This window comes from Agrobacterium sp. 22094, assembly GCF_052046015.1.
Lineage (GTDB): Bacteria > Pseudomonadota > Alphaproteobacteria > Rhizobiales > Rhizobiaceae > Agrobacterium > Agrobacterium cavarae.
The window spans coordinates 353,611-379,228 of the sequence record NZ_JBQEPX010000002.1 but is presented as its reverse complement, the minus strand read 5'-3'; the positions used below and the strand labels follow the sequence as shown (position 1 = coordinate 379,228).

22 protein-coding genes are annotated in these 25,618 nt (G+C 58.2%); 6 read left to right on the top strand and 16 right to left on the bottom strand.

From position 1 onward, the window contains the following. On the top strand, positions 1-1,608 hold the full coding sequence (locus tag ACTJK5_RS14195; RefSeq protein ID WP_111847108.1) for an ABC transporter ATP-binding protein: 1,608 nt from the start codon (positions 1-3) through the stop codon (positions 1,606-1,608). Positions 1,609-1,791: 183 nt separating this feature from the next. Beyond that, positions 1,792-2,139 carry a hypothetical protein gene (locus ACTJK5_RS14190; protein WP_062441615.1) on the top strand — a complete coding sequence of 116 codons (348 nt, stop codon included), beginning with the start codon at positions 1,792-1,794 and terminating at the stop codon, positions 2,137-2,139. A 224-nt stretch (positions 2,140-2,363) separates the two neighbouring features. Here ACTJK5_RS14190 and ACTJK5_RS14185 read toward each other — a convergent pair whose 3' ends face one another. After that, the gene (locus tag ACTJK5_RS14185; protein ID WP_440612738.1) at positions 2,364-3,104 is read right to left on the bottom strand and encodes a hypothetical protein; all 741 of its coding nucleotides are present in this window, start codon (positions 3,102-3,104) and stop codon (positions 2,364-2,366) included. Between the two features lie 292 nt (positions 3,105-3,396). Continuing rightward, positions 3,397-7,200 (bottom strand): vitamin B12-dependent ribonucleotide reductase, encoded by a 3,804-nt coding sequence (locus tag ACTJK5_RS14180; protein WP_062441610.1) that lies wholly within the window; start codon positions 7,198-7,200, stop codon positions 3,397-3,399. 755 nt (positions 7,201-7,955) lie between these two features. Here ACTJK5_RS14180 and ACTJK5_RS14175 point away from each other — a divergent pair. Both ACTJK5_RS14175 and soxR read left to right on the top strand, forming a co-directional pair. Then, on the top strand, positions 7,956-8,534 hold the full coding sequence (locus tag ACTJK5_RS14175; RefSeq protein WP_440612737.1) for a histidine phosphatase family protein: 579 nt from the start codon (positions 7,956-7,958) through the stop codon (positions 8,532-8,534). A 187-nt stretch (positions 8,535-8,721) separates the two neighbouring features. Beyond that, a complete protein-coding gene (gene soxR, locus ACTJK5_RS14170) occupies positions 8,722-9,189 on the top strand; it encodes a redox-sensitive transcriptional activator SoxR (protein WP_440612736.1) in 468 nt (155 codons plus the stop codon). 103 nt (positions 9,190-9,292) lie between these two features. Here the strand turns inward: soxR and gpt are convergent, their stop codons facing one another. The 5 genes from gpt to purC form a co-directional block, all read right to left on the bottom strand. Beyond that, positions 9,293-9,790, bottom strand: coding sequence for a xanthine phosphoribosyltransferase (gene gpt, locus ACTJK5_RS14165; protein WP_062424236.1), 498 nt, complete (start codon positions 9,788-9,790; stop codon positions 9,293-9,295). 186 nt (positions 9,791-9,976) lie between these two features. Then, positions 9,977-10,381 carry a hypothetical protein gene (locus tag ACTJK5_RS14160; protein WP_062424237.1) on the bottom strand — a complete coding sequence of 135 codons (405 nt, stop codon included), beginning with the start codon at positions 10,379-10,381 and terminating at the stop codon, positions 9,977-9,979. A 66-nt stretch (positions 10,382-10,447) separates the two neighbouring features. Beyond that, positions 10,448-11,119, bottom strand: coding sequence for a phosphoribosylformylglycinamidine synthase subunit PurQ (purQ, locus tag ACTJK5_RS14155; RefSeq protein WP_062424238.1), 672 nt, complete (start codon positions 11,117-11,119; stop codon positions 10,448-10,450). A 119-nt stretch (positions 11,120-11,238) separates the two neighbouring features. Then, complete coding sequence (gene purS, locus ACTJK5_RS14150; RefSeq protein ID WP_062424239.1) at positions 11,239-11,481, bottom strand: phosphoribosylformylglycinamidine synthase subunit PurS; 243 nt, start codon at positions 11,479-11,481, stop codon at positions 11,239-11,241. Positions 11,482-11,498: 17 nt separating this feature from the next. Beyond that, a complete protein-coding gene (gene purC / locus ACTJK5_RS14145; protein WP_027673419.1) occupies positions 11,499-12,263 on the bottom strand; it encodes a phosphoribosylaminoimidazolesuccinocarboxamide synthase in 765 nt (254 codons plus the stop codon). Between the two features lie 247 nt (positions 12,264-12,510). On the opposite strand from purC, the gene ACTJK5_RS14140 reads away from it, so the two are divergent. Further along, complete coding sequence (locus ACTJK5_RS14140; RefSeq protein WP_111847114.1) at positions 12,511-12,852, top strand: ATPase inhibitor subunit zeta; 342 nt, start codon at positions 12,511-12,513, stop codon at positions 12,850-12,852. A 194-nt stretch (positions 12,853-13,046) separates the two neighbouring features. Here the strand turns inward: ACTJK5_RS14140 and ACTJK5_RS14135 are convergent, their stop codons facing one another. From ACTJK5_RS14135 to bcp, 9 genes are all read right to left on the bottom strand, one after another. Then, complete coding sequence (locus ACTJK5_RS14135; RefSeq protein ID WP_111847115.1) at positions 13,047-13,634, bottom strand: RBBP9/YdeN family alpha/beta hydrolase; 588 nt, start codon at positions 13,632-13,634, stop codon at positions 13,047-13,049. A 152-nt stretch (positions 13,635-13,786) separates the two neighbouring features. Beyond that, positions 13,787-15,094 carry an adenylosuccinate lyase gene (gene purB, locus ACTJK5_RS14130; RefSeq protein WP_440612735.1) on the bottom strand — a complete coding sequence of 436 codons (1,308 nt, stop codon included), beginning with the start codon at positions 15,092-15,094 and terminating at the stop codon, positions 13,787-13,789. Positions 15,095-15,208: 114 nt separating this feature from the next. Then, positions 15,209-15,886 carry a ribulose-phosphate 3-epimerase gene (gene rpe, locus ACTJK5_RS14125; RefSeq protein ID WP_062424243.1) on the bottom strand — a complete coding sequence of 226 codons (678 nt, stop codon included), beginning with the start codon at positions 15,884-15,886 and terminating at the stop codon, positions 15,209-15,211. Between the two features lie 139 nt (positions 15,887-16,025). Then, complete coding sequence (locus ACTJK5_RS14120; protein ID WP_082479279.1) at positions 16,026-17,099, bottom strand: ABC transporter substrate-binding protein; 1,074 nt, start codon at positions 17,097-17,099, stop codon at positions 16,026-16,028. A 149-nt stretch (positions 17,100-17,248) separates the two neighbouring features. Further along, positions 17,249-17,659 (bottom strand): NUDIX domain-containing protein, encoded by a 411-nt coding sequence (locus tag ACTJK5_RS14115; protein ID WP_440612734.1) that lies wholly within the window; start codon positions 17,657-17,659, stop codon positions 17,249-17,251. After that, complete coding sequence (locus ACTJK5_RS14110; RefSeq protein WP_062424246.1) at positions 17,659-19,161, bottom strand: DEAD/DEAH box helicase; 1,503 nt, start codon at positions 19,159-19,161, stop codon at positions 17,659-17,661. Before ACTJK5_RS14110 ends, ACTJK5_RS14115 begins: the two co-directional genes overlap by 1 nt. Positions 19,162-19,348: 187 nt before the next feature. After that, positions 19,349-20,611 (bottom strand): peptidoglycan DD-metalloendopeptidase family protein, encoded by a 1,263-nt coding sequence (locus tag ACTJK5_RS14105; protein ID WP_440612733.1) that lies wholly within the window; start codon positions 20,609-20,611, stop codon positions 19,349-19,351. A gap of 72 nt (positions 20,612-20,683) precedes the next feature. Next, positions 20,684-21,505, bottom strand: a complete 822-nt coding sequence (locus tag ACTJK5_RS14100; RefSeq protein WP_440612810.1) for a ferritin-like domain-containing protein — start codon at positions 21,503-21,505, stop codon at positions 20,684-20,686. A gap of 24 nt (positions 21,506-21,529) precedes the next feature. Next, positions 21,530-21,997 (bottom strand): thioredoxin-dependent thiol peroxidase, encoded by a 468-nt coding sequence (gene bcp / locus ACTJK5_RS14095; RefSeq protein WP_440612732.1) that lies wholly within the window; start codon positions 21,995-21,997, stop codon positions 21,530-21,532. A gap of 175 nt (positions 21,998-22,172) precedes the next feature. Here bcp and ACTJK5_RS14090 point away from each other — a divergent pair, with 175 nt between their 5' ends. Beyond that, complete coding sequence (locus ACTJK5_RS14090) at positions 22,173-25,574, top strand: YhdP family protein (RefSeq protein WP_440612731.1); 3,402 nt, start codon at positions 22,173-22,175, stop codon at positions 25,572-25,574. Positions 25,575-25,618: the final 44 nt, after the last annotated feature.

Sequence of the window (25,618 nt, the reverse complement as noted above, 5' to 3'; positions counted from 1 at the left end):
ATGACGACATCTGAAACCATATTGACGGTTCGCAATCTCAAGGTGGACTTCACCACGCCGGACGGCATGGTCAATGCCGTCAAGGGCATTGATCTTGATGTTCGCCAGGGTGAGACGCTTGCCGTCGTCGGTGAATCCGGCTCCGGCAAGAGCCAGACGATGATGGGCATCATGGGGCTTCTCGCCTCCAATGGCGTCATCAATGGCTCTGCGAAATATCGCGGGCGCGAGTTGATCGGCCTTCCGGTCGATGAACTCAACACCATCCGCGGCGCGAAGATCACCATGATCTTCCAGGAGCCGATGACCTCGCTCGACCCGCTCTACCGCATCGGCGCGCAGATCGCCGAGCCGATCCTGCATCACCGTGGCGGCAGTAAGAGCGAGGCGCGCGCCCGTGTACTCGAACTTCTGAAGCTCGTCGGTATTCCCGATCCGGAACGCCGGATTGACAGCTATCCGCATGAGCTTTCCGGCGGGCAGCGTCAGCGTGTCATGATTGCCATGGCGCTGGCAAACGAGCCGGACATTCTCATTGCGGACGAGCCGACGACAGCACTGGATGTCACGATCCAGGCGCAGATCCTCGATCTGTTGAAGTCGCTGCAGCAACGCTTCGGCATGGCTGTGGTGCTGATCACCCACGATCTTGGCGTGGTGCGCCATTTTGCCGACCGCGTCACGGTGATGCGGCGTGGCGAGGTGGTCGAGGCGGGCACGACGGAGGATATCTTCGAACGCCCGCAGGCGGACTACACCAAGATGCTGCTGGATGCCGAACCGAGCGGCCACAAGCCGCCAGTGGCAGACGGCACGCCAGTCGTGCTCTCCGGCCAGAATGTCACTGTCGATTATGACATTCCCGGCGGCTTCCTTTCCAAGGCAAGCGTGTTTCGCGCAGTCGATGGCGTGAATATCAATCTACGCCAGGGCCAGACCATCGGCATCGTGGGCGAATCCGGTTCTGGCAAGTCGACGCTCGGCCGGGCGCTGCTCCGGCTCACCAATGCCAAGGGGCGGATTACCTTCGAGAAGAAGGAGATCAACGGGCTGGATCGCAAGGCCATGCGGGCGCTGCGCCGGCGGTTGCAACTCGTGTTCCAAGACCCCTACGGTTCGCTCTCGCCGCGCCAGACGGTGGGCGAGATCATCACCGAAGGCCTCTTCGTCCACGAGCCGCAATTGAGCCGTGCGGAGCGTGACAAGCGCGCCATCGAAGCGCTGAAGGAGGTCGGGCTCGATCCTGCAGCCCGCAACCGCTATCCGCACGAGTTCTCCGGCGGCCAGCGTCAGCGTATCGCGATTGCCAGAGCCATCATCCTGAAACCGGATGTGGTCATCCTCGACGAGCCGACCTCTGCTCTGGACCGCTCGGTGCAGGGCCAGGTGATCGATCTGCTGCGCGAATTGCAGAAGACGCATGGCCTCTCCTACATTTTCATCAGCCACGATCTCTCGGTGATCAAGGCGATCTCAGACTATGTGATCGTCATGAAGGATGGGAAAATCGTGGAGGAGGGAGAGACCGACGCGATCTTCAACGCGCCGTCTGCCGACTACACAAGGACGCTGATCAAATCCGCCTTCACTGCGGATGTCGCAGCCTGACGTGTTGATCCTCAATACGGACTAGCAATCTCTTATGCCCCGCTTCGGCGGGGCATTTTATTGCGATCTGCCTGCCATCCCAAGATCATCGTAAAACAACCATGAAGGAACCAGTGAGACGTCTCGACGTTATAGCGCGGTGAACATTTATGTGTGCCGAAGTAATGGCACTGAGGAGGCAACATGCGGAAGATTATTCAAGTTGCAGGACTTGCTGTTACTATGGCAGTTTCAAGCGTCGCCGTGTCCGGCGTGGCACAGGCTCAGGATGTGGAGCTGCGGATCGGCCCCGATGGCGTTCGCCCCGTTATCCGCGATCGCGATCGTGACCGCCGCGACATGGACCGCCGTGGCCCGCCACGTATGGCGGGTTGCAGCGAACGCGAAGCCCGCGCTGCTGCACGAGCATCCGGCCTGCGCGATCCCGAAGTGGTCCGCATCACGCCACGCCGCGTGGTCGTCGAAGGCGATACCCGCCGCGGCCCCGACACCATCACCTTCGCCAACCAGCGCGGTTGCCCGGAGATTTGAACGAAGATCTTTAGACGACTTGAAAAAGGCCCGCTTAAGCGGGCCTTTTCTGGTTCATCTGAAGAATTAAGTAAGCCATCTAATTGCGAGAATCCTCACGCGGTACGCCTGCCCACTATGATTGTCCATCGCCATTAAAGACTGCTGCGAGGAAATCCACTGCTCGCTTTACCTTTGCCGCGGATCTCCTGAAGTGCGAAACTGACACGCACAACGAGCTGAATCTACAACGATCCGGTCCGGGAAGCAGGACTCTTTTTTTCTAAGCGAAGGCGGATGGCGTCCCAGCGATCGGAGATTTCAACCGCCAGCGCTTCCAACTGCTTTCGACGCTGTTTATACCTTTTGGCCGCAAAGTGGCTCTCTTCACTGAAGACATCCGCCACGAAGCACATTGAAGGATCAGCGGTGCCGGTCGAACTTAAAGTTTCCTCTACGTACCAATGCAACAATGTAGCAAACAGGATGCCTCTTTCATCGTCTTTTCTAACTCTAAGAGGGTAGGTTTTTCCGAAGAAGGATTTTACGGCCCCCACAAATGGATAACGGAAACCAGGTTGCCTCCTTTTGATGATTGCCGTGGGCTTTACACGAATGATGACCCCACCGATCTCCATCTCATTGAGTTCCTTCGGTGTGTTTTCGATCTCCCAGAAATCTGACAGCGGCCATTTCACCGCTGAGACGTGCGAGATTGCGTCCAATGCGTTCATGAGTCGTTGCTCATGGTGATCGCTATGCGCCTTCCGATCTTTATAGAGGTCGTCCAATCCACTCAGGCCGCTTTGATCCTTGCATCCTGATATCAGAAACGATGCTGTAGCACGTTCGATGTCTGGATACATTGTATCCAAAATGAAAGTCGGTGGCTGTAAGGCGTTCTCGATAATTGAGACGCGTCTTTGTGGAGTTGCAAACGCGTATTCAATCAACTTATGGGCACTCAGGTTTTTTTCATTTTTCATTTATGCATCGTCCTGTGTTCAAGGTTTTGGATAAACCTCCCGCGCAACTCGACACCAAGAACGACTCTCCATAGTATTGCCTTGCTACAGGGCAGAGAGCGTCCTTTTTGCCCCACGAGAGCGAGAGCTTGTTCGTGGAATTCAAAGCCGAGACCGTCACGTCTCGGCTTTGTCGTTTTTGGCTTCCTCCAAATTTTATGGCCCGTTCCCTCCAAGAACAAAAAAGCCCAAGGATGTTTTCCTCGGGCTTTTCGTCTTCATAACAAGGGGTTAGTCATTTTCTAAGCCCTATTTAGCTGCAACCGCTCGTCGCGCCACAAGTATCGCACTTCTCGCAAGTCCCGTTCCGAACCATGGTGAAGTTCTGGCACTCGGAGCACATGTTGCCCGTGTAGCCCTGGGCAATCGAGCGCATGCGGCGTTCGTTTTCCACCTTCTTGGCGTCGGCCTTGGCAGAGGCTGCGTCCGCTGCGGCCTTGTCCGAGAAGAGGCCGGTGGCGCTCTGTTCGGTTTCGACCACTTCTTCTGCAATCTCTTCGGCCAGTTCGCGGGCGCGTTCCTCATAGTCACGCTTGAAGGCGACGACTTCCGATGTGGCGACTGAAACTGTTGCCTCCAGCTTGCGGGCTGCGTTGCCGGAAATCGCCGTAACATTGGCCGAGGCGCGGGCAGGGGCTGCGGTTGCCGAACCCTTGATTTCTGCCGAGCCGCGTTCGCTTCCATTGTTGGAAACGAGCGTTGGCTTGTAGCCGCGGGTCAGGCCCTTGGAGACGACATCTGCCTTGCCTTCGGATACGCCGCGACCAAGTGCGGTGTTGGAGAAGTCCGACGTATCGACATGCGCCAGATCGTGGCGACCGAGATAGGAGATGGCGAGTTCGCGGAACACGTAGTCGAGGATCGACGTGGCGTTCTTGATCGCGTCATTGCCCGTGACCATGCCGGCAGGTTCGAACTTGGTGAAGGTGAAGGCGTCGACATATTCTTCCAGCGGCACGCCATATTGCAGGCCGAGCGACACGGAAATCGCGAAGTTGTTGATGAAGGCGCGCAGCGCGGAGCCTTCCTTGTTCATATCAAGGAAGATTTCGCCAAGACGGCCATCGTCATATTCGCCGGTGCGAAGGAAGATGGTGTGACCACCGATCTTGGCCTTCTGGGTATAGCCCTTACGGCGGGTCGGCAGCTTTTCCTGGCTGCGGACGACACGCTCGATGATGCGCTCGACGATCTTTTCGGTGATGGTGACGGCCTGGGCTGCCTGTGGCTGAGCCAGCAGCTCTTCCATGGCGTCCTCGTCGTCCTCATCTTCCACCAGCGAAGCATTGAGCGGCTGGGACAGCTTGGAGCCATCGCGGTAAAGGGCGTTTGCCTTCAGTGCCAGCTTCCAGGACAGCATGTAGGCTGCACCGCAATCTTCCACCGTCGCATCGTTCGGCATGTTGATCGTCTTGGAGATCGCGCCTGAGATGAAGGGCTGTGCCGCCGCCATCATGCGGATGTGGGATTCGACCGAGAGATAACGCTTGCCGATCTTGCCGCAGGGGTTGGCGCAATCGAAGACGGACAGATGCTCGTCCTTGAGGAACGGCGCGCCTTCCAGTGTCATCGCACCGCAGACGTGAACATTTGCCGCTTCAATGTCCTTCTTCGAGAAGCCGAGGTGCTCCAGCAGGTTGAAGCTGATGTCGGAAAGCTGCTCGTCGGAAACCTTCAGCGTGTCCTTCAGGAAGTCCGCGCCGAGCGTCCACTGGTTGAAGACGAACTTGATGTCGAAGGCGCTTTTCAGCGCGCCATTGACGGCGTCGATCTTCTCATCGGTGAAGCCCTTGGCCTTCAGCGAGCCGGGGTTGATGCCAGGCGCCTGGTTAAGGTTGCCGTGGCCGACAGCGTAAGCTTCGATCTCGGCGATCTGGCTTTCGGAGTAGCCGAGCGAACGCAGCGATTCCGGAACCGCACGGTTGATGATCTTGAAATAGCCGCCGCCGGCAAGCTTCTTGAACTTCACCAGCGCGAAGTCAGGTTCGATACCGGTGGTGTCGCAATCCATGACGAGGCCGATCGTGCCGGTCGGCGCGATAACGGTGGTCTGGGCGTTGCGGTAACCGTTCTGCTCGCCAAGTTCCAGCGCCTTGTCCCAGGCCGCAACGGCGTGCTTGATCAGGTCCTGATCGGTGCAATCGGCATGGATGAGCGGAACCGGGTTTACCGACAGGCCTTCGTAACCATAGGCAAGGCCCTGGGCCGCACGGCGGTGGTTGCGGATGACGCGCAGCATGTTGTCGCGGTTCGGCGCAAAGCCCGGGAAGGGACCAAGCTCGCCTGCCATTTCAGCAGACGTGGCGTAGGACACACCGGTCATGATCGCGGTCAAGGCACCTGCAATCGCACGACCTTCATCGCTGTCATAAGGAATGCCCGACGACATCAGCAGGCCGCCGATATTGGCGTAGCCGAGGCCGAGCGTGCGGTACTCGTAGGAGCGTTCCGCAATCTGGCGCGATGGGAACTGCGCCATCATCACCGAGACTTCGAGAACGACGGTCCACAGGCGCACCGCATGTTCGTAATCGGCAATGTTGATCTTCTTGGTCGCCGCGTCCTTGAACTGGAGGAGGTTCAGCGAAGCAAGGTTGCAGGCCGTATCGTCCAGGAACATGTATTCCGAGCATGGGTTGGACGCGCGGATGGAACCTGCGGCTGGCGAGGTGTGCCAGTCGTTCATGGTGGTGTTGAAGTGCAGACCCGGATCGGCAGAGGCCCAGGCGGCATGCGAGATCTTTTCCCACAGGTCGCGTGCCTTCAGCGTCTTCATCACTCTGCCGTCGCGGCGAGCGGTCAGGTTCCAGTCGCCGTCGCTTTCGACAGCGCGCAGGAAGTCGTCCTTCAACGACACGGAGTTGTTGGAGTTCTGGCCGGAGACCGTGAGGTAGGCTTCCGAATCCCAGTCCGTATCATAGGTCTTGAATTCGATATCCTTGTAGCCCTGCTGGGCGAACTGGATGACGCGCTTGATGTAGTTTTCTGGAACCTGATCCTTCTTGGCAGCGCGGATTTCGCGCTTCAGGGCAGGGTTCTTGGAAGGATCGAAGCAATCGCCGTTATCGCCTTCGCAGTTGAGGCAGGCCTTCATGATCGCCTTGAGATGCTTGGCGACGATCTTGGAGCCAGTGACGAGGGCGGCAACCTTCTGCTCTTCGTTCACCTTCCAGTCGATATAAGCTTCGATATCGGGGTGATCGGCATCGACGACGACCATCTTGGCCGCACGACGGGTGGTGCCGCCGGACTTGATCGCGCCGGCTGCACGGTCACCGATCTTGAGGAAGCTCATCAGGCCGGAGGACTTGCCGCCGCCGGAAAGCTTTTCGCCTTCGCCACGCAGATAGGAGAAGTTGGAACCGGTGCCGGAGCCGTATTTGAACAGACGCGCCTCACGAACCCAAAGGTCCATGATGCCGCCTTCGTTGACGAGGTCGTCTTCAACGGACTGGATGAAGCAGGCATGCGGCTGCGGATGCTCGTAAGCGGACTTGGACTTGGTCAGCTTGCCGGTGAAGGGGTCGACATAGAAATGGCCCTGGCCCGGACCGTCGATGCCATAGGCCCAGTGCAGGCCAGTGTTGAACCACTGCGGCGAGTTCGGCGCGACGCGTTGGGTGGCGAGCATGTAGGCAAGCTCATCGCGGAAGGCGAGAGCATCTTCTTCGGACGAGAAATACTTGCCCTTCCAGCCCCAATAGGCCCAGGTGCCGGCGAGGCGATCGAAAACCTGACGCGCGTCGATTTCCGAGCCATAACGCTCAGCCTCAGGCAGATCCTTCATGGCAGCCGTATCGGCAACGGAGCGCCACAGGAAGGACGGGACGTCATTCTCTTCGACCTTCTTCAGAACCTTGGGAACGCCGGCCTTGCGGAAATACTTCTGCGCCAGAACGTCGGTCGCCACCTGGCTGAACTGCGCCGGCACATCAATATCCGCGAGGCGGAACACGACGGAACCATCCGGATTCTTGATTTCGCTGATTGCCTTGCGGAATTCGATTTCCGCGTAGGGCGACTGGCCGGGCTTCGTAAAGCGGCGTTCGATGCGCATCGTTGGTGTCCTTGTCCGTTGGCGCCTGATCGGGCGCAAAATATCGTTCCGGCGTCGCATGGGCCATGCGCCACCAGTTGTCTGCCGATGAATGGAAACGATCATCCTTGGATGTCGTTCCCTTATGTCGTGGTTATGATGGCTGCAAGCATACTATATATAGTATTAACAGTTTCTTGTCGCCAGACCCCGCCTCACGTTTTGGCAGCTCCCGAACATGGAGACGCCCCAGCGTTCCTCACCCCTCGTGGTTGGAACGCAAGACATCGCGTGAACTGATACAGGAGAGAACCGCAGATGAACCTGCCGATTCCGTTGCCGCCGCAACATGGATCTACTTTTAGAAAACGTGCTGATTCCGTCAAGGCCTAGTTTGTAAGTGTTCATTTACCACAAGATGTGGTGTGGATAGGGTGTGGAAAACGGGGAAAGAAAAACCTTCCATAAATATCAGGCACTTGCGGCGCGTTATGGCTCGCCGCTTACCTTGCGTGAAGCTTGCCTGCTGTTGCGGAGAGGGCAATATGGCAGCATTCTGGGAACGCGTCGTTGTTGCGTACAAGCAACAAGTGCCGGCCTATCCACAATGTTTGCGATGCGTGGGGCATGCGGAAGCGGTGCGCTACAAGATATAGCGGTACCTGAAAGGGTTTCAGCTCCGGCGCTCACACCAGAAACGGAACAGAACACCACAATCTTGAAACGATGAGCGAGCTTATCTAACCTCGGACCAACACTCATGGAAGGGATACGCGGTGCAAACATCGCTGCCACAGATTTTTCTGGTTCGACACGGCGAGACTGCCTGGTCGGTGTCCGGTCGTCACACCGGAAGGTCGGATATCGATCTGACGCCCAACGGCGAAAATGCTGCAAGATTGCTCGCCGGGCGACTGAAAGGGATAACCACTGATGTGGTGTGGTCGAGCCCGTCTTTGCGAGCGCGCAGAACATGCGAGCTTGCGGGATTTGCGTCCGCAATGTCTGTCAAGTCGGACCTCAACGAGTGGGACTACGGACAATATGAAGGCGTCACCACAAAGGACATCCATCAGACGGCGCCCGGCTGGCAGCTTTTCCGTGACGGCGCTCCCGGTGGTGAAAGCATTGAGCAGGTGGGCGTGCGAGCAGATCGCATCATCCATGATATCAGGGCCAGCGGCACGACCATCTTGATCTTCTCAAGTTCACATTTCCTGCGCGTGCTGGCAGCCAGGTGGCTCGGGCTTCCGCCTGAACACGGGAGAAGCTTCGTCCTCGATACCGCAGCTCTCTGCGTATTGGGCTACGAACACAATATGGAAGAGCCAGTCATCCGAGCATGGAATACGTGATCAGTCCCGATTACTGCTGCATGTGATTGATCTCGATATTTTGCAGATCAATTCGCATGTGGCCTTTGGCACGGGCGCTGCCCAGAATAATGCGGAGCGAGAGCGGTTTGTCTGTCATGGATGGATATCCCCTTTCAGCGTTGACCTCCACGTGGTAATTCCTCAAGTAAAGTTGAGGTCAACAGGCATGACGAAAAAACTTCAGCAGATTCCTCTGATACGCGACCTCTCGGTCGGCGATGTTGCCGAGCGCGCTGGCGTGGCGGTCTCGACGCTCCACTTTTACGAGGCTGAAGGGCTGATCAAGGGCTGGCGCAACAGCTCAAACCACCGCCGCTATGGGCGCGAGGTGCTGAGGCGCATCGCCATCATCAAGGTGGCGCAGAGGGCAGGCATTCCGCTGAAGGAAATACAGCAGGCTCTGAACACCCTGCCGGATGGCCGCACGCCAACGGGAAAGGACTGGCAGAGGCTTGCGACCCATTGGCAAGCGCAACTGGATGACCGCATCGCGCGGCTTATGCGGCTGCGCAATCAGCTCACCGGTTGCATTGGCTGTGGTTGTCTTTCGACGGATGAATGTCCGCTGCGCAATCCGGCCGATATATTGGGGGACAAAGGCCCTGGACCGGTGCTGCTGGAGCCTGGGGAATAAGCCAAAGGTGTCAGGCCAGTAAGGCGATCATTTGGGAAACAGGATCGGACCGCGTCGCGCAAAACCCATCAGGATTTCGCGCGACGTGAATTTTGCGTGGCGATCAGCCGGGCGCGCCCTTGGCAATCGGCTCCTGATAGGTGAAGCCCATGTCCCACGGGAAATAGATCCAGGTGTCCTGGCTCACTTCGGTGACGAAGGTGTCGATGGTGGGAACGCCGGTTGGCTTGGCATAGACGCAGGCAAAATGCGCCTTTGGCAACATCTCGCGCACCTCGAGTGCTGTTTTGCCGGTATCGGTCAGATCGTCGACGACGAGAATGCCCTCACCGGACTTTTCCAACAGTTCAGGAGAGATGCCCTTCAGCAGAACGGTATCACCCTGATTCAGGTAATCGTGGCGGGTGGCAATGCAAACCGTGTCGATCAAGCGGATGTTGAGTTCGCGGGAAATGATCGCTGCCGGAACGAGACCGCCGCGGGTAATGCAGACGATGGCCCTGAACTCCTGGTTCAGGCCGGCAAGACGCCACGCCAGCGCGCGGGCGTCGCGGTGAAACTGATCCCAGGACACTGGGAAGGCTTTATCGGGAAGGGACATGGTGGGTCTGCCATCTCATTCAATTGCTGATGGCTTTGGCTAATAGCGGCAAGAAACGGCAAAAAGCAAGTCTATGCGCCTGCAACGATCATGATCTTGTTGACGGTGCCCGATGCAGAGCCGCCATGGACTTTGGGGGGCTCTTTCAAAGAGGCCACAATCGGTCGTGGCCTCTTTGGCTGGCTGTCAGCAGCCTTTACCGCCATTCGCCCAGCGCTTGATGTCGGCGGAAATGCGCGGTGCATGACCGTCATTCATGACCGGGCCGAAGGCCTGGAGATTGGCCGGATTGCCTTCAGCCTGAACCACCAGCATCGGGCGTGATTCCGGGCTGTTACGCGGAACGAGCAGAATACGGGGGCGACCGGAGAAGGAGTTGAGTTCCGGTGCCAGGCGATAGGCCTTGAAGGCCGGATCGCCGGACTTGAACCAGCAGGCATTGGCGCCGAGCGCGATACGCTCCATGACCGGAAGGGCGGCCTGCGACGCGGCCCTCGGGGGCTCAGGCTTTGGCTGGCATGCGGCAAGTGCGAGTGCAGCGAGGGCCAGAGCGGCAATGCCAATGGAACGTCCAGAAAGGATATGGTTCATTCTTCAATCCAGCATGAGCTGCAAAAATAAAGCCGGGCGGATGCGCCCGGCTTGATGTGCCCGATATCAGGCAGCGATCACGCCAAGCGCTGAGGCAAATATGCCTCGGCCATCTTTGCCACCATGCGCCGCCTCGATCAGATTTTCCGGATGCGGCATCATGCCAAGAACATTGCCCTTGTCGTTGATGACGCCGGCAATATCGTTCAGCGAACCATTCGGATTGGTACCTTCGGCGTAACGAAACACCACCTGGCCATTGTCTTCCATCGCCTTCAACTCGTCGGCTTCGACGAAGTAGTTGCCATCGTGATGGGCAACGGGCGAGCGGATGATCTGGCCCTTGTCGTAGGTGCGGGTAAACTCCGTGTCGTTGTTGACGACCTCGAGCTTGACTTCACGGCAGACGAATTTGAGCGAGGCATTGCGCATCAAGGCGCCGGGCAACATGCCGGCCTCGACCAAAATCTGAAAGCCGTTGCACACACCCAGAACCTTGACGCCCTGCTCCGCCTTTTCGCGGATTGCCTGCATGACGGGCATGCGGGCGGCGATGGCACCACAGCGAAGGTAATCGCCATAGGAGAAGCCGCCGGGGATGACGATCAGATCGACATCCGGGATCTGGGTTTCCGTCTGCCAGATGGTGACGGGCGCCTGACCTGAAATCTTCGTCAAGGCCGCGATCATGTCACGGTCGCGATTGAGGCCAGGAAGCTGGACGACTGCGGATTTCATGGGCCTTGGCTCCGAAATTCAGAGCATTTCCAGCTAGAGTGCCTGCGGTTCTGCATGGAAAATGCGTCAAACAAAGAGTTGAGAGCAATGGGGGTGAACGATCGTCCACCACACTTGCCTTAGAGGATGGCGATCGCGTAGTTTTCGATGACCGTGTTGGCGAGAAGCTTCTCGCACATCGCCTTGAGGTTTTCTTCGGCTTTCGCCTGGTCGGTGGTGTTCAGTTCAAGATCGAAGACCTTGCCCTGACGGACCTGGCCCACGCCGTCAAAACCGAGGCTGCCCAGCGCGCCCTCGATTGCCTTACCCTGCGGATCGAGAACGCCATTCTTCAGCGTAACAGTCACCCGTGCCTTGATCACCTGATGGTCTCCTGATTTCACTTGACGAGAACCGGGCCTGTGCCGCGGATCGGTTCGTTTTCATTGATGATGCCGAGACGGCGCGCGACTTCCGAATAGGCTTCCACGAGCCCACCCATATCGCGGCGAAAGCGGTCCTTGTCCATCTTTTCCTGCGTCTCGATATCCCACAGGCGGCAGCTATCCGGCGAAATTTCATCCGCAAGGATAATGCGCATCATATCGCCTTCGAACAGACGGCCGCATTCGATCTTGAAATCGACGAGCTGAATGCCGACGCCGAGGAAAAGACCAGAGAGGAAATCGTTGACGCGAATGGCAAGCGCCATGATGTCGTCGAGTTCGGCGGGATTGGCCCAGCCGAAAGCAGTGATGTGCTCCTCGGAGACCATCGGGTCTTCCAGCGCATCCGACTTGTAATAGAACTCGATGATCGAGCGTGGCAGCACGACGCCTTCATCGATGCCGAGGCGCTTGGAGAGCGAGCCTGCCGCAACGTTGCGCACGACAACCTCAAGCGGGATCATCTCCACTTCCTTGATCAACTGCTCGCGCATGTTCAGGCGGCGGATGAAGTGGGTGGGAATGCCGATCTTGTTCAGATGCGTGAAGACGTATTCCGAGATGCGGTTGTTCAGAACGCCCTTGCCGTCGATGACTTCATGCTTCTTTTTATTGAAAGCAGTCGCATCATCCTTGAAGAACTGGATGAGCGTTCCGGGTTCCGGACCTTCATACAGGATCTTGGCCTTGCCTTCGTAGATTCGGCGGCGACGGTTCATAGTGACATATCTCTTGTTTTAGCGCCGGTGCTGATGGCGGTCGTTTCGTTTCTTGAAGCGGTCCCATAGCGGAAAAGAAGCCATTTCACAATGCGACGGCACGCGGTTGTTTGCAATTCTTCAACCCTGTTTTTGGCTGTTCCAAGGCAACATCTCAAAGTTACGCTTTTTCAATAGTTGTATTCTAGAACAGTGGTGTCCCGATCAAGAGGACGCAAATAACGACACAGTAAAACGGGGTATAATCATGGGTCTGAGACAACGCGGTAAAGCGCTCGAGAATTTGTATTTTCACGAAGAAGAACTGAGCTTCCGTCTTCACGGCATGCGTAGCAGGTTGATGGGCCTTTGGGCTGCATCCCTGATGCACAAGGACGACGCCAATTCCTATGCCAGCGAGATCGTTGCCGCGTCCATCGGCCGCGAAGGCGACGACGCGATGTTCAACAAGCTGCATGACGATTTCGTCGCCGCCGGCGTCGGCGTTACCGATGATGTCATCCATGATCAGATGACCAACCTTCTGCGCTGTGCCGCCGACGAGCTCCGCAATGGGATCGCGCAATTCGATGGCAAGCGCGCCGCCTGAACTTTCATTTCATATTTCAAACATCCGACGGGCCTTTGCGTCGTGCATGGAGATCAGCAATTCTCCGTGCGAGCTAAGATGCGGGATGTTTGAGCATAAGTGCCGAAAGGCCGGAGCCGCGCAGGGTATACTTGCGCGGCATTTCCGTTTTACTTTCTATTCGCCAAAGCCGCCGCGAACAGAGCTGATCTTGTTCAGCTTTTATTCTCAGTAATCGCAAAGCCCGACGGGGGCTTGAGCTTGCTCAGGAACTGAGCAAAGACCATGGTGCCTTCCGGCCACGGGCCATGGCCCGATTCCGCGTTGATATGCCCTGACATGCCAGCATCGATCAGAAGCGAACCCCAGGCGGCGGCAATGTCATCGGCATGCTCATACGTTCCGAAGGGATCGTTACGGCTGGCGATGGTGATGGCCGGGAATGGCAGCGGATCGCGAGGATAAGGCCCGAACGTCATCAGATGCTTCGGCCGGATTTCGGGATTGGCGACATCAGGCGGCGCGACAAGCATGGCACCGGCCACTCTGTGCGCGATCTCCGGCAAGGCATGCATAACCGTCGGCACCCCTAGCGAATGTGCGACGAGGACCACCGGCTTCGTCGAGGCGTTGACTTCCTCGACAAGGCGGGCGACCCAGTCTTCACGCACGGGCTTCGACCATTCCGCCTGCTCGACGCGGCGCGCTGTCGACAGCTTCTCTTGCCAACGGGTCTGCCAATGGTCGGGGCCGGAATTGGTGTAGCCGGGAACGATGAGGATATCTGCTTCTGATGCTTTCATGCCGCTTATCTTGGTGTGTTGGCTGGCGTTATCAAGGTGCAAAGCAAAGGATCGCTCACAAAGCTCCAGGGTTCTTTGGTATCAGAATATAGTGGCGCTCACCTCGGTATTGGCCGAGGTGAGCAATTCCTACCTTTGCCGGCTACTAAGGATCAAGCCTCGCCGAAAACGCGCTTGAAGATCGTGTCGACATGCTTCGTGTGGTAGCCAAGATCGAACTTTTCGCGGATCGTCTCTTCCGGAAGGGCCGCGCGCACTTCCTCATCCGACAGCAGTTCTTCTAGGAAGTCCTTGCCTTCTTCCCAGACCTTCATCGCATTGCGCTGAACGAGGCGATAGGAGTCCTCGCGCGAAACGCCGGCCTGTGTCAGAGCCAGGAGCACGCGCTGCGAGTGAACGAGGCCGCGGAACTTGTTCATGTTCTTCAACATGTTTTCCGGGTAGATCACCAGCTTGTCGATGACGCCTGCCAGACGGTTGAGGGCAAAATCGAGCGTGATGGTGGTGTCTGGACCGATGCCGCGCTCGACGGACGAGTGGCTGATATCGCGCTCGTGCCAGAGGGCAACGTTTTCCAAAGCAGGAACCACAGACATCCGCACCAGACGGGCCAGACCCGTCAGGTTTTCGGTCAGAACCGGGTTGCGCTTGTGCGGCATGGCGGACGAACCCTTCTGGCCGGGCGAGAAGAACTCCTCCGCTTCCAGGACTTCGGTGCGCTGCATGTGGCGAATTTCGATGGCGACGTTCTCGATCGACGAGGCGATGACGCCGAGCGTGGCAAAGAACATGGCGTGGCGATCGCGCGGGATCACCTGCGTGGAGACAGGCTCCGGCGACAGACCAAGGGCCTTGCACACATGTTCTTCGACGGATGGATCAATATTGGCGAAGGTGCCGACAGCGCCGGAGATAGCGCCGGTGGCGATTTCGGCGCGGGCGTTGACGAGGCGGGCGCGGTTGCGGTCCATCTCGGCATAGAAGCGCGCAAATGTCAGACCCATCGTCGTCGGCTCGGCATGGATGCCGTGGCTGCGACCGATACGAACGGTGTTCTTGTGCTCGAAGGCACGGGTCTTCAGCGCGGTCAACACGCGGTCCATGCCGGCGATCAGCAGGTCGGCAGCGCGGACAAGCTGAATGTTCAGCGTCGTGTCGAGCACGTCGGATGAGGTCATGCCCTGGTGGACGAAGCGGGAATCCGGACCGACGAATTCTGCTAGATGGGTGAGGAACGCGATGACGTCATGCTTGGTGACGGCTTCGATTTCGTCGATGCGGGCAACGTCGAACTCGGCCGCACCACCCTTTTCCCAAATCGTCTTTGCCGCTTCCTTCGGGATCACGCCGATGTCCGCCAGCGCGTCGCAGGCATGCGCCTCGATTTCGAACCAGATCCGGAACTTGGTTTCCGGCGACCAGATAGCGACCATTTCCGGCCGGGAATAACGAGGGATCATGGCAAAGCCTTCTTGAACTGAGAAATCTGGTGCCCGTTTAGCAAAGTGTTTCGGCAATCTCAACGCATTCGGCGCGTCAGGGTAAACCCGGCGACACGGACGTCTGCCTGGAGATCAAGCTCTGCCGCTTTCGGCGGATGCTCTGAGAGCGGAGACGGTTTTCGTATAGTCATCCACACCATCGCCCTTGAAGACGGCAGAACCGGCAACCAGCACGTTGGCGCCGGCTGCAATGGCGCTGCCTGCCGTCTCGGTGGTGATGCCACCATCCACTTCCAGTTCGATCGGGCGATTGCCGATGAGCGACTTTGCCGCGCGGATCTTGTCGAGCATGGCTGGAATGAACTTCTGGCCGCCAAAGCCCGGATTGACGCTCATGATGAGGATGAGGTCCACATCGTCGAGAACGTTTTCGAGCACGGAGAGCGGGGTTGCCGGATTGAGCGTGACGCCGACCTTCTTGCCGAGCGCGCGGATGGTTTGCAGCGAGCGGTGCAAATGCGCGCCGGCTTCGGCATGGACCGTGATGCTGTCGCAACCGGCCTTGGCGAAGGCCTCAAGATAAGGATCAGCGGGGGCGATCATCAGATGGCAATCGAAGAAGGCCTTGCTGTGGGGGCGCAGTGCCTTAATGACATCCGGCCCGAAGGAAATGTTCGGCACGAAGTGACCGTCCATCACGTCCAGATGAATCCAGTCGGCCCCAGCGGCCGTGACATCGGCGACTTCCTGTCCGAGCTTGGCGAAGTTGGCGGCAAGAATGGAGGGGGCGATCCGGACGGGGAGGGTCATTTGCAAATGTTCCTGATTGGCAAGGCGTAGCTGGCCCTTACCATCGCACGCATGGGTCAACAAGCGTCGATCCGAACCTCGAAAGGGACAAATCGATTAGATAGAAACCGATTTTCCGATACCACGTTTCTTGAGGGCTCTAATTCAACGCCTTGTCGACGACGACGAAGTCGGTTCCAGTCCAGCGCTGAAGCCGGTAGGGATTGTCCTGCAACTCGTGGCGTTCGTTGAAGATGACGGGGCCGATGACCGTATTGAAGGTGGTACCAACCATCACGACAGGTGTTGGTTTCGATTGCTCCGATGCCTTCTCCAGCGCCTGCGCTGAGAGTTGGGCGGCGGCATAGGCCGGAAGCACGTAGCCTTCGGGTTCGATACTGGCAGCGCGCAACTGCTGCACCGCCTCCGCCGCGGAGGGCAGTGCTGCGTAATCCGGCAAGGCGACAGCAAGCGTGCCCGGCTGCAGCGGAACAGGCGCGTTTGCCGCCCGCAGCGCATCGCTGCCCATAAGCACGAGGGGAATTTTCTCTGCGGCAGCGTCGCGTGCGATGATCGATAGGTCGTTGCGTTCTGTCGCCGCGAAGACATGCGTCACGCCGGTGCGGCTCAGGCGACGCACAAGGGCAATCTGCTGTTCCTGCGAAGGGCGTAGCGTGTCCGTGAAGGTCGGTTTCAAACCTGCCTCTTCCAATCGCGCACGTACACGATCCACGAGTTCACGGCTATAGATCGTCCCGTCATCAAGAAGCGCAAAGGGCAAGCCCTTCCAATCGCGCAGCATGATCTCCGCAACCGCCGAGGTTTCATCGTTTTCCGAGGGTGCCATACGGAAAAGCGGCCAGCCGCGCTTCAATGCATCTTCCATCAGAATGGGCGAGCGGCTCGAGAGAGTGATGGCCGGGATGGCGGCATTCTTCAATGTCGGCAGAGCATCCGCGAGAGTTTCCGTACACAGGAAGCCGACGACCACGGAGACTTTCGACGCCACAAGACCGTCGGCGATGGCACCACCGCTGCCGTCCTCACAGCTTTCATGAATTTCCATGACATCAAGGCCAACCTTCGCGGCTGCCGCCTTTACACCCTGCCGGATTTGCAAGCCCAGCATCTCATATGCGCCGTTCTGCGGAGCAACGACTGCGATGGTCGCAGCATTTGCAGCGCCAGCGATGCTGAGACTGAAGGCAAAACTAAGCAGGCGGAGTGAATTCATGGACGGCATTATCCTGTGCGATTGTCCGATGTTATCGAGGCTTAGCAGGATGCAAAAGGTTCAATACCAAGAAAAATGCGCTTTATGACAAACAATCCTCGTTCGTCGGGTGATTGGCGAAATGCCGACGCCGGCAAAGCGTCACCCAGTCACGATGCGAGATGGCGAAACGCATCCCGGGCAAAAAGAGAGAGAGGGGAGGGAAGGTCGTCGACATCAAACCACCCCATATCGGAGAGCTTGTCCGGCTCGGTCAATTGCGCCGTTCCCGTCACGTCGTCTGTCACGTAGATAAGCGACAGCCAATGTTGCCTGTCGGCTGGTATGATCTGCTCGCTGATACAGAGGAAGCGGACGTCCCCAATGGCCAGCCCGCTTTCTTCCTCGGCTTCGCGACGGGCAGCCTCAAGGGCGTGCTCCATGTGATCGACCTTGCCGCCCACAATGCTCCAGTGGCCGGCTTCGGGTGACTTCACGCGTTTATAGAGCAGCACCTTGCCGTCCCGCCTGATGACGAGACCGCATCCGACACCGGGAAAATCGATGCCTGGCTGTGCCATCAGCCTTTGGCGTTTGCGACGATCAGCATGAAGGCCGGGATGTCGTCGCCGAAGCCTACGGGTGTCGGGCCATCATCATGGTCGCGGTAGTGGCGGCGGCGATCACGATTGTCGTCATTCGCATGGGAAGCACCGTGGCTCCGCTCGAAATTACGCGGTGCCTTCTCGTGCCTGCGCTCTGCCTTCACTTTGTCGCCTCCATTTGCCGCAACCTGGATGGTGTCAGCCGGTTTCACATTCGGGATTTCTGCTTCGACCTCTTGAGGCGTTTCGCGGCGGTTCCGATCGCGGCCACGACCACGATCCTTGTCTTTGTCCTTGCCGCGGCGCGGACGATCGGTGGCGAAACTTTCCATGGGTGCCGGAAGTTCCGAAAGATCTCCGCTCAGCCACTCAATCTTTTCGCCGATCAGCTTTTCGATGGCGTCGAGATACTTGGTGTCACGGCGATTGACGAGCGTGAAGGCAGCACCCGAGCGACCCGCGCGGCCGGTACGGCCGATGCGGTGGACATAGTCTTCCGCATGGATCGGGACGTCGAAGTTGAAGACGTGGCTCACATCTGGAATATCGAGGCCACGGGCGGCAACGTCGGACGCAACCAGCAGCGTGATCTGGTTGTCCTTGAAACCCGCCAGCATCTTCGTGCGCGAGTTCTGGTCCATATCGCCATGCAGGGCACCGACGGAGAAACCGTGCCGTTCAAGCGAACGGTAAAGATCAGCCACGTCTTTCTTGCGGTTGCAGAAAATGATCGCGTTCTTGAGCTCGGTCTGCACCTTGATGAGTTCGCGAAGCACGGCGCGCTTTTCGTAATCCTTGTCGTGGGTCGCAACGATGCGCTGTGTCACGGTCTTTGCCGTCGAAGAAGGCTTGGCCACTTCGATGCGGACTGGATTTTGCAGGAAGCGATCGGCCAGCTTCTGGATTTCCGGCGGCATGGTGGCCGAGAAGAACAGCGTCTGGCGCGTGAAGGGAATCATCTTCGCAATGCGCTCGATATCGGGGATGAAGCCCATGTCGAGCATGCGGTCGGCTTCGTCGATGACGAGGATTTCCACGCCGGTCATCAGAAGCTTGCCGCGTTCGCAGTGGTCAAGCAGACGGCCGGGGGTGCAGATAAGGACATCCGCTCCGCGCTCCAGCTTGCGATCCTGCTCTTCAAACGAAACGCCGCCGATGAGAAGCGCAACGTTCAGCTTGTGATTCTTGCCGTACTTTTCGAAGTTCTCGGCAACCTGTGCCGCCAGTTCGCGCGTCGGCTCCAGAATGAGCGTCCGCGGCATTCTTGCGCGCGCTCTGCCCTTTTCAAGCAGGGTGAGCATCGGCAGCACGAAGGAGGCCGTTTTGCCGGTTCCTGTCTGTGCAATGCCGCAAATGTCGCGTCTTTCCAGCGCCGGAGGAATAGCGCCCGCCTGGATAGGTGTTGGCGTGCTGTAGCCAGCATCGGCAATAGCGGAAAGGACTTTTTGGCTCAGGCCAAGATCAGAGAATGTTGTCAAAGGAAAAACTGTTTCCGTTCTGGTTCGAAGAACAAACGACTGTCGTAGCGTTAGTGCCGCAGATCGTGGTCCGCGACATAGGCCTAAATCGCCGAAAAGTCAAGGAAACAGGGATTTGTCTCGAAATGGCACATGAAACTGGCCGACGGAAGAAAATCCGGGTCGAATTCTGATGCGTGACGGGTCTTTACTGCAGATAGGTCTTTAATTCGGTGCCCGCAACGAGGAAGCGCATAGGGTCAACCGCCTCGTCATTTAACCGCACTTCGTAGTGGACGTGGGGTCCCGTGGAGCGCCCGGTGCTGCCAGCCTTGCCGATAACATCGGACAGCTCGATCTTTTCGCCGGTACGAACGAGGATTTGCGACAGATGGCCATAGCGCGTCGTGACACCCTTGCCGTGATCGACCTCTACCATGTTGCCGTAACCGCCTGAATAGCCTGCAAAAGACACGGTTCCGGCACCGGTGGCGCGCACATCGGCGCCGGTTTCGGCGCGGAAGTCTATGCCGGTATGCAATGCGGGCCGACCGAGGAACGGGTCCATGCGATTGCCGAAGCGGCTGGTAATGTCGCGACCGGGTGCCGGATTGCCGAGCGGCAGGCGCTCTGCAGTGCCACGAACGGTTTCCAGGCGATCCAGGGCGCTGTCGAGATCCGCGAGCGAGGCCTGAAACGGGTTGGTCGAGGCTTCGACAAAGGGACCGCCAACGGCATCGTCAGCCTTATCATCGATCTTCAGGCCGGTGCTACGAATAATATCGGCCATGGCGTCGGCGCGGCTCTTCGCGCCGATCGTCAGCGAAGCGATTCGCCCGAACTGATCCGATTCGATGCGGTTGAGCGAGACGAGCATGCGTGTCAGCGCGCGACCGGATACGGCGTCCCTGGTGTCGCTGTAGGTCAAGCTGCCTTTAAGCGTCGATCCTTTTTCCGGACCACGCAGTGCACGGTCGATGGCGGACGCCCCGCCGGAAAGGCTGGCCTTTTTCTGGGGAGCGAAAGCGTTGGCCGACGGCGTGACACTCTGTTCATCCGGTGCCGATCGAGTGTCTTCCTCATTGAGGAGTTCGTTGGCGCGTCCGTGGCGGGAGGAAAGGGCGTTCTGCTGGGCAAGAAGCGTTTCAACCTTCTTTTCAACAGCTTGCTGGTCAATGAGCTGACGCGAAGTAATCTGATCCACCTGCGAGCGTAGTGCTGCGATGCGGTCCTCATAATCCTTTTGCATGCGCGATTGCCGCGCGATCATTGCACCCAGCATATCGTCGCGGAAGACGAGATAAGCCGTCGAGCCGATAAAGCCGAGGCTCATGACGAGGATAATCAGCAGTGTGGGGATGACGAGCAAGGGTCTGATCGTGACATGGCGAACCTTTTCGCCGCTCGCCAGAATGAGGACGTGCTGCTTGCGCTTCTTGCCAAAGGCCAGGTTTGTCCTCGCTTCCGTCATTTCTGCTCCAGCGGTTCGTCGTCCACTGAGGAAGATAATTTGTTAAGGTTAACGAAGCTTTTACAAACGCGCTCAGCTTTGGCTGACGGCGGTGAGCGAACGATAGAAGGACGGAGTCAAACCCGCCTCGGCGCGGGCGAGATCGTTGAAGGGCGGCTTCAATGGTCCACGGAAGTTGATCCTGACGAGTTGCTTGAACGTTTCCGCAGGGTCCTTCTTTTCCCGCGCGCACAGGAAGCGGAACCATTTCGCGCCGATCGCGACGTGACCCTTTTCGTCATTATAAATGACGTCGAGAACAGCAGCGCTCTCAAGATCGCCAGTCTCGCGCATCTTGGCCTGGAGAGAGGGTGTGACATCGAGACCGCGTGCTTCAAGAATGAGCGGCACGACCGCAAGCCTTGCGGTCAGGTCGTTGCGCGTCTGGTGCGCGGCCTGCCAAAGCCCGTCATGGGCAGGAAGGTCGCCGTAATCGGCGCCCATCGCCCGCAGGCGATCTCGCACCAGCCGGAAGTGCTTCGCCTCTTCGAAGGCGACCTGCATCCAGCCATCGAAAAAGGAATGCGGAACAGGCTCGCTGGCGTAGCGGGCAACGATGTCGAGTGCGAGATCCACCGCGTTGAGTTCGATATGGGCAATGGCATGCAACAGAGCGATCCGGCCCTTCACACTGTGAAGCGACCGTCGCTTGACCGCGGTTGGTGGAACAAGTTCCGGCTTCTTAGGTCGTCCCGGTCGATCCGGCAGCTTGGGATCGAGCGGGGACCGCAAGGAGATACGCCGCTGAAACCAGCGGGTCGCGGCTTCCTGCGCCAATGCCGTCTTCCGGTCGAGATCGGCTGTGGCGATGGCCTCGGTTGCCGCGCCGCGGAGTGATGTCATCGTGAATGGCATGGTCACCGGATCAGGCTCGACCGGTCAAAGCGCCTTTGCCTCATCGAGAACTGCCTGCGCATGGCCTGGGACCTTCACCTTGCTCCAGATTTTTGCGACCTTGCCGTCCGGGGAAATGAGGAAGGTGGTGCGCTCGACGCCCATGTACTTCTTGCCGTACATGCTTTTTTCCTTCCAGACGCCATAGGCTTCCAGCGCGCTCTTGTCTTCGTCGGTGGCCAGCATCACGGTGAGCGAATGCTTGGCGGCGAACTTGTCGTGGCTTTTCACCGAATCGGGCGAAATCCCAATGACGACGGTATTTGCCGCTTCGAACTGTGCGCCCAGTGCGCTGAAGTCGATTGCCTCTGCCGTGCAGCCGGATGTGTCATCCTTGGGGTAAAAATAGAGGACGACCGTTTTGCCCTTCAAATCGGAAAGAGAAATGTCGCCACCGCCGTTTCTGGGAAGACGGAAATCGGGTGCTTCGTCGCCAATCGTCAGTTCTGCCATGGTTCACCTTTCTTTTGCCCGGATTGTTGAGCATGGGGGCAGGTATTCGATATATACCGAATAACAGCTTCGTCCAGTCTTGTGGCGAGTCAAGCGGGATGGCAAGGTGAAACCGCCAAACTGAAGAGGCCCTGGCTTGGGGTTCAGGATATTTCCGGGAGCGGGCAGGGGACGGATGGCGGAAATTCGCGGGGAGAAGGTCAGTTTCAGCAAGCGAGACATCGTGCCGCTGCACGATTTACCGTCTGCGCAGGCAGAAGACCCGATCATCGTTCACTGCCCGGCGCCGCGCTCCATGCTGCGCGCCTTCGCAAAGGTCTTTGTCGCCCTCTTTATCCTCGCCTTCCTGTCCATCGGGGGCATCATTCTGTCCGTCGAAACCGGTTCAGTAGACAGTGTTCTCTCAAGCCAGGCGCAGCAGGCTTTGGAGCGCGCACTTGGTCCCCGCTACCAAGCCCGCATAGGTTCCACGGCAATTCGCTTTTCCTCTGGCCTCCGGCTCTCGCTGGTCGCCCAGGATGTCGATATTACCGATAGCGAATCGGGGCAGCACCTAAGCCGGGCGCGGTCCATCGGCATGGCGCTCGATCCTGTCGCGTTGCTGACCGGACGTGTGTCGATTGCCACGCTGGAAGCCAACGGAATGGAACTCGACACGGCGCTGTTGCCGAAGGGGCAGGCCTTCGATATCGCGCAGCTTCGCATCGATGCAATCCCTGCGCTTTTGGAAAATGCCTTTGGCGATCTCGATCGCCTGTCGCAGACCTTCCAACGCAGCGGCACGGAGGAAATCGATCTTTCCGATATCGCGATCCGCTTGCCGCCGCGCGACGACGGCAAGCCGCGCACGATCAATCTCAGCGAGTTGTCGCTCGTTCCCGATGGCGAGGGAGGCTATACGCTTGATGGCGATGTGGCATTCAACGGCCAGGTTGCGGAATTGGCGCTCGCCGCCACCGCTGTCGATGGCCGCATCAACAATTTCTCCGCTCGGCTCGATGGGTTCGATATCGGTCCCCTTCTGGAACAGTTCGATAACGAAGGGCTGATGCACCAGGGGCTCAACGTCAAGACCGGCATCAACATCGCTGCGGCCCGCGGTGCCGAGAATGAGAAGCCTGCCCTCGATTTATCTTTCGCGCTTGGAAACGGTGAGCTCTATATCGGCGGGGAAGCACAGCCTGTCAGCGGTGGCGTGGTCAACGCGCACTACGATTTCGACGGCAAGGCCGTTCTGGTCGACAATTCGAACCTTCAATTTGGCCGCACGACGCTGCCCATCCAGGCCAAGATCCTCGACAACGACAAGGGTTTCGATCTTTCCGTCCATCTGCCCAATGCGACGGCCGTTGCCGATGCAGGGGGCGAGGAGCCCGTGACATTCGATCTGAAGGCGGACGGCACTTTCGACCGCACGACACGAGAGATCAATGTGCCGTCCCTTTATGTTTCAAGCCAGCTCGGCAACATGGCGGGCTCGCTCAAGGTCCATTTTGGACAAGGGTCTCCGGAAATCAGCTTTGGCGGGCAAATCCCGAAAATGGAGGCGACGGCCGTCAAGCAGCTTTGGCCGTTCTGGATGGCGCACAAGGCGCGGCCATGGGTCATCGCCAACCTGTTCGGCGGCACGGTGCGCAACGGCTCTATTGCCGTGTTCATCCCGGCAGGTCGAATGTGCGGACCGAACTGCCCGCTGGAGCTGTCCGCCAGCGAGTTGCAGATCAAATTCGACGTCGAGAACACCCGCTTGAATGTCGCCGGCGACATTCCGCCGCTTCGCGATGCCTACGCTCATTTCGAACTCGTGGGCGAAAAGATCGACGTGACCGTGTCGAAAGCAACCTCCTTCTTTCCATCGAACCGCAGTCTCGAACTTGAAAACAGCCGCTTCTCGATTGCCGATGTTTACGACAAGCCGCTGATGGCCGACCTCGATCTCAATGTCAAAGGATCGGCCGACAGTATTGCGGAACTGGCGTCCTTCCAGCCGATCAATGCGTTGAGGGACACCGAATTTCAGCCCGGCGATTTCTCCGGAAATGTGACCGCCCATGCCAAACTGCGGGTCGGCCTGTTGAAAAGCCAGTCTCCGCCCGATCCGGTATGGACTGCCGATCTGGCGCTCAACGACGTTTCGCTGGCGCGGCCAATCTCCAACCGCAAGGTTTCTTCGGTCAATGGCAGCCTGAAGCTCAACAATGAGACGCTGCATCTTCTCGGCAAGGGGCGGATCGATGATGTGGCGATGAACATCGATTTCACCCAGCCCATTCGCAAGACCAGCACAGCGGGCCGAAAGCTGGTGCTGAACGCGGTGCTGGAGCCAGGCCAGATTGCCAAGTTAGCACCGGAACTCTCCAGCGTGCTGGGCGGAACGACGTTGCTCGAAATCGACAGCACCGATCCCGACCGGCAGGATGTGAAACTTGATCTTTCCAATGCTTCCATGGTTCTGCCGGGGCTTGGCTGGACGAAGGGTGTGGGCGTCAAGGCGAATGCGTCCTTCAGCATGGAGACCGTCGCCGGTCGTACCAGCATTCATGATCTGGCGTTCAAGGGCGATGGCTTTGGCGCCGCTGGCGATCTCGCCTTTGATAAGAGCGGTCTGATCTCCGCCAATTTCTCCCGGTTTCAATTATCGCCTCAAGATGATTATGCCATCTCCGTTTCCGCGGCAAAAAGAAGCTACACGGTCGATATCAACGGCAAGTCGGCTGATCTCAGGCCCATCATCGCCAAGCTGCGCAATTCCGATAGCGGACCCTCTGGCGCGTCCGCCGGTACGGCCCAAAGCGGCGATCTCGGCTCGCTCAACATCAAGGCAGATCTCGACCGGGTCTATGGCTTCAATGACGAGGCGCTATCCAATGTTACCGCCAGCGTTGGGGTCAGGGATGGCAAGGTGCGCTCGGTGGATTTCAAGGGCGTGTCCGGTCGTGGTCAGGCCGTGGTGGCGCAGACGACCAACCAGGGCGATGGCGGCACGATCAATCTGACCAGTAGCGATGCCGGCGCCTTTGCGCGCTTCACCAATCTCTACACCCGCATCCGCGGTGGTCTATTAAATCTGGTCATGACCACGTCCAATGGAACGTCGTGGAGCGGTTCGCTCGATCTACGTAACTTCGCCGTTCTCAATGAAGCCAAGCTGCAGGATATTGTTGCGACCCCTTCCGGTCAGGATGGACGCAGTCTGAATGCGGCGGTACGGCGCAACATCGATGTCAGTTCGGAGAAGTTCCAGCGCGGCTTTGCTCGCGTTGTCGTTGTCAACGGCGTCGTGGCATTGGAGAACGGCGTGGTCCGTGGCGAGCAGATTGGCGCCACCTTCCAGGGCGTTTTGAAGGACCAGAACGGCAATATCGATATGACCGGGACCTTCATGCCTGCCTATGGTCTCAACCGTCTCTTCGGCGAGTTGCCGTTCATCGGCATCTTTTTGGGCAATGGTCGTGACCGTGGTCTTCTCGGCATCACCTTCAAACTGACGGGTCCGACGGCCACGCCGCGGTTGCAGATCAACCCTCTTTCTCTGATCGCCCCCGGCGTTTTCCGGCAGATATTCGAATTCCAATGATAAAGCGGTTACGCATACGCCTGATGCCGCGTCGGCAGCTGTTG

Bases quoted from the DNA above. Each gene is read 5' to 3' on its own strand.
- ACTJK5_RS14195 (WP_111847108.1), top strand. From the start codon at position 1: ATGACGACATCTGAAACCATATTGACGGTTCGCAATCTCAAGGTGGAC.
- ACTJK5_RS14190 (WP_062441615.1), top strand. From the start codon at position 1,792: ATGCGGAAGATTATTCAAGTTGCAGGACTTGCTGTTACTATGGCAGTT.
- ACTJK5_RS14185 (WP_440612738.1), bottom strand. From the start codon at position 3,104: ATGAAAAATGAAAAAAACCTGAGTGCCCATAAGTTGATTGAATACGCG.
- ACTJK5_RS14180 (WP_062441610.1), bottom strand. From the start codon at position 7,200: ATGCGCATCGAACGCCGCTTTACGAAGCCCGGCCAGTCGCCCTACGCG.
- soxR (WP_440612736.1), top strand. From the start codon at position 8,722: ATGACGAAAAAACTTCAGCAGATTCCTCTGATACGCGACCTCTCGGTC.
- gpt (WP_062424236.1), bottom strand. From the start codon at position 9,790: ATGTCCCTTCCCGATAAAGCCTTCCCAGTGTCCTGGGATCAGTTTCAC.
- ACTJK5_RS14160 (WP_062424237.1), bottom strand. From the start codon at position 10,381: ATGAACCATATCCTTTCTGGACGTTCCATTGGCATTGCCGCTCTGGCC.
- purQ (WP_062424238.1), bottom strand. From the start codon at position 11,119: ATGAAATCCGCAGTCGTCCAGCTTCCTGGCCTCAATCGCGACCGTGAC.
- purC (WP_027673419.1), bottom strand. From the start codon at position 12,263: ATGAACCGTCGCCGCCGAATCTACGAAGGCAAGGCCAAGATCCTGTAT.
- ACTJK5_RS14140 (WP_111847114.1), top strand. From the start codon at position 12,511: ATGGGTCTGAGACAACGCGGTAAAGCGCTCGAGAATTTGTATTTTCAC.
- ACTJK5_RS14135 (WP_111847115.1), bottom strand. From the start codon at position 13,634: ATGAAAGCATCAGAAGCAGATATCCTCATCGTTCCCGGCTACACCAAT.
- purB (WP_440612735.1), bottom strand. From the start codon at position 15,094: ATGATCCCTCGTTATTCCCGGCCGGAAATGGTCGCTATCTGGTCGCCG.
- rpe (WP_062424243.1), bottom strand. From the start codon at position 15,886: ATGACCCTCCCCGTCCGGATCGCCCCCTCCATTCTTGCCGCCAACTTC.
- ACTJK5_RS14120 (WP_082479279.1), bottom strand. From the start codon at position 17,099: ATGAATTCACTCCGCCTGCTTAGTTTTGCCTTCAGTCTCAGCATCGCT.
- ACTJK5_RS14115 (WP_440612734.1), bottom strand. From the start codon at position 17,659: ATGGCACAGCCAGGCATCGATTTTCCCGGTGTCGGATGCGGTCTCGTC.
- ACTJK5_RS14105 (WP_440612733.1), bottom strand. From the start codon at position 20,611: ATGACGGAAGCGAGGACAAACCTGGCCTTTGGCAAGAAGCGCAAGCAG.
- ACTJK5_RS14100 (WP_440612810.1), bottom strand. From the start codon at position 21,505: ATGCCATTCACGATGACATCACTCCGCGGCGCGGCAACCGAGGCCATC.
- bcp (WP_440612732.1), bottom strand. From the start codon at position 21,997: ATGGCAGAACTGACGATTGGCGACGAAGCACCCGATTTCCGTCTTCCC.
- ACTJK5_RS14090 (WP_440612731.1), top strand. From the start codon at position 22,173: ATGGCGGAAATTCGCGGGGAGAAGGTCAGTTTCAGCAAGCGAGACATC.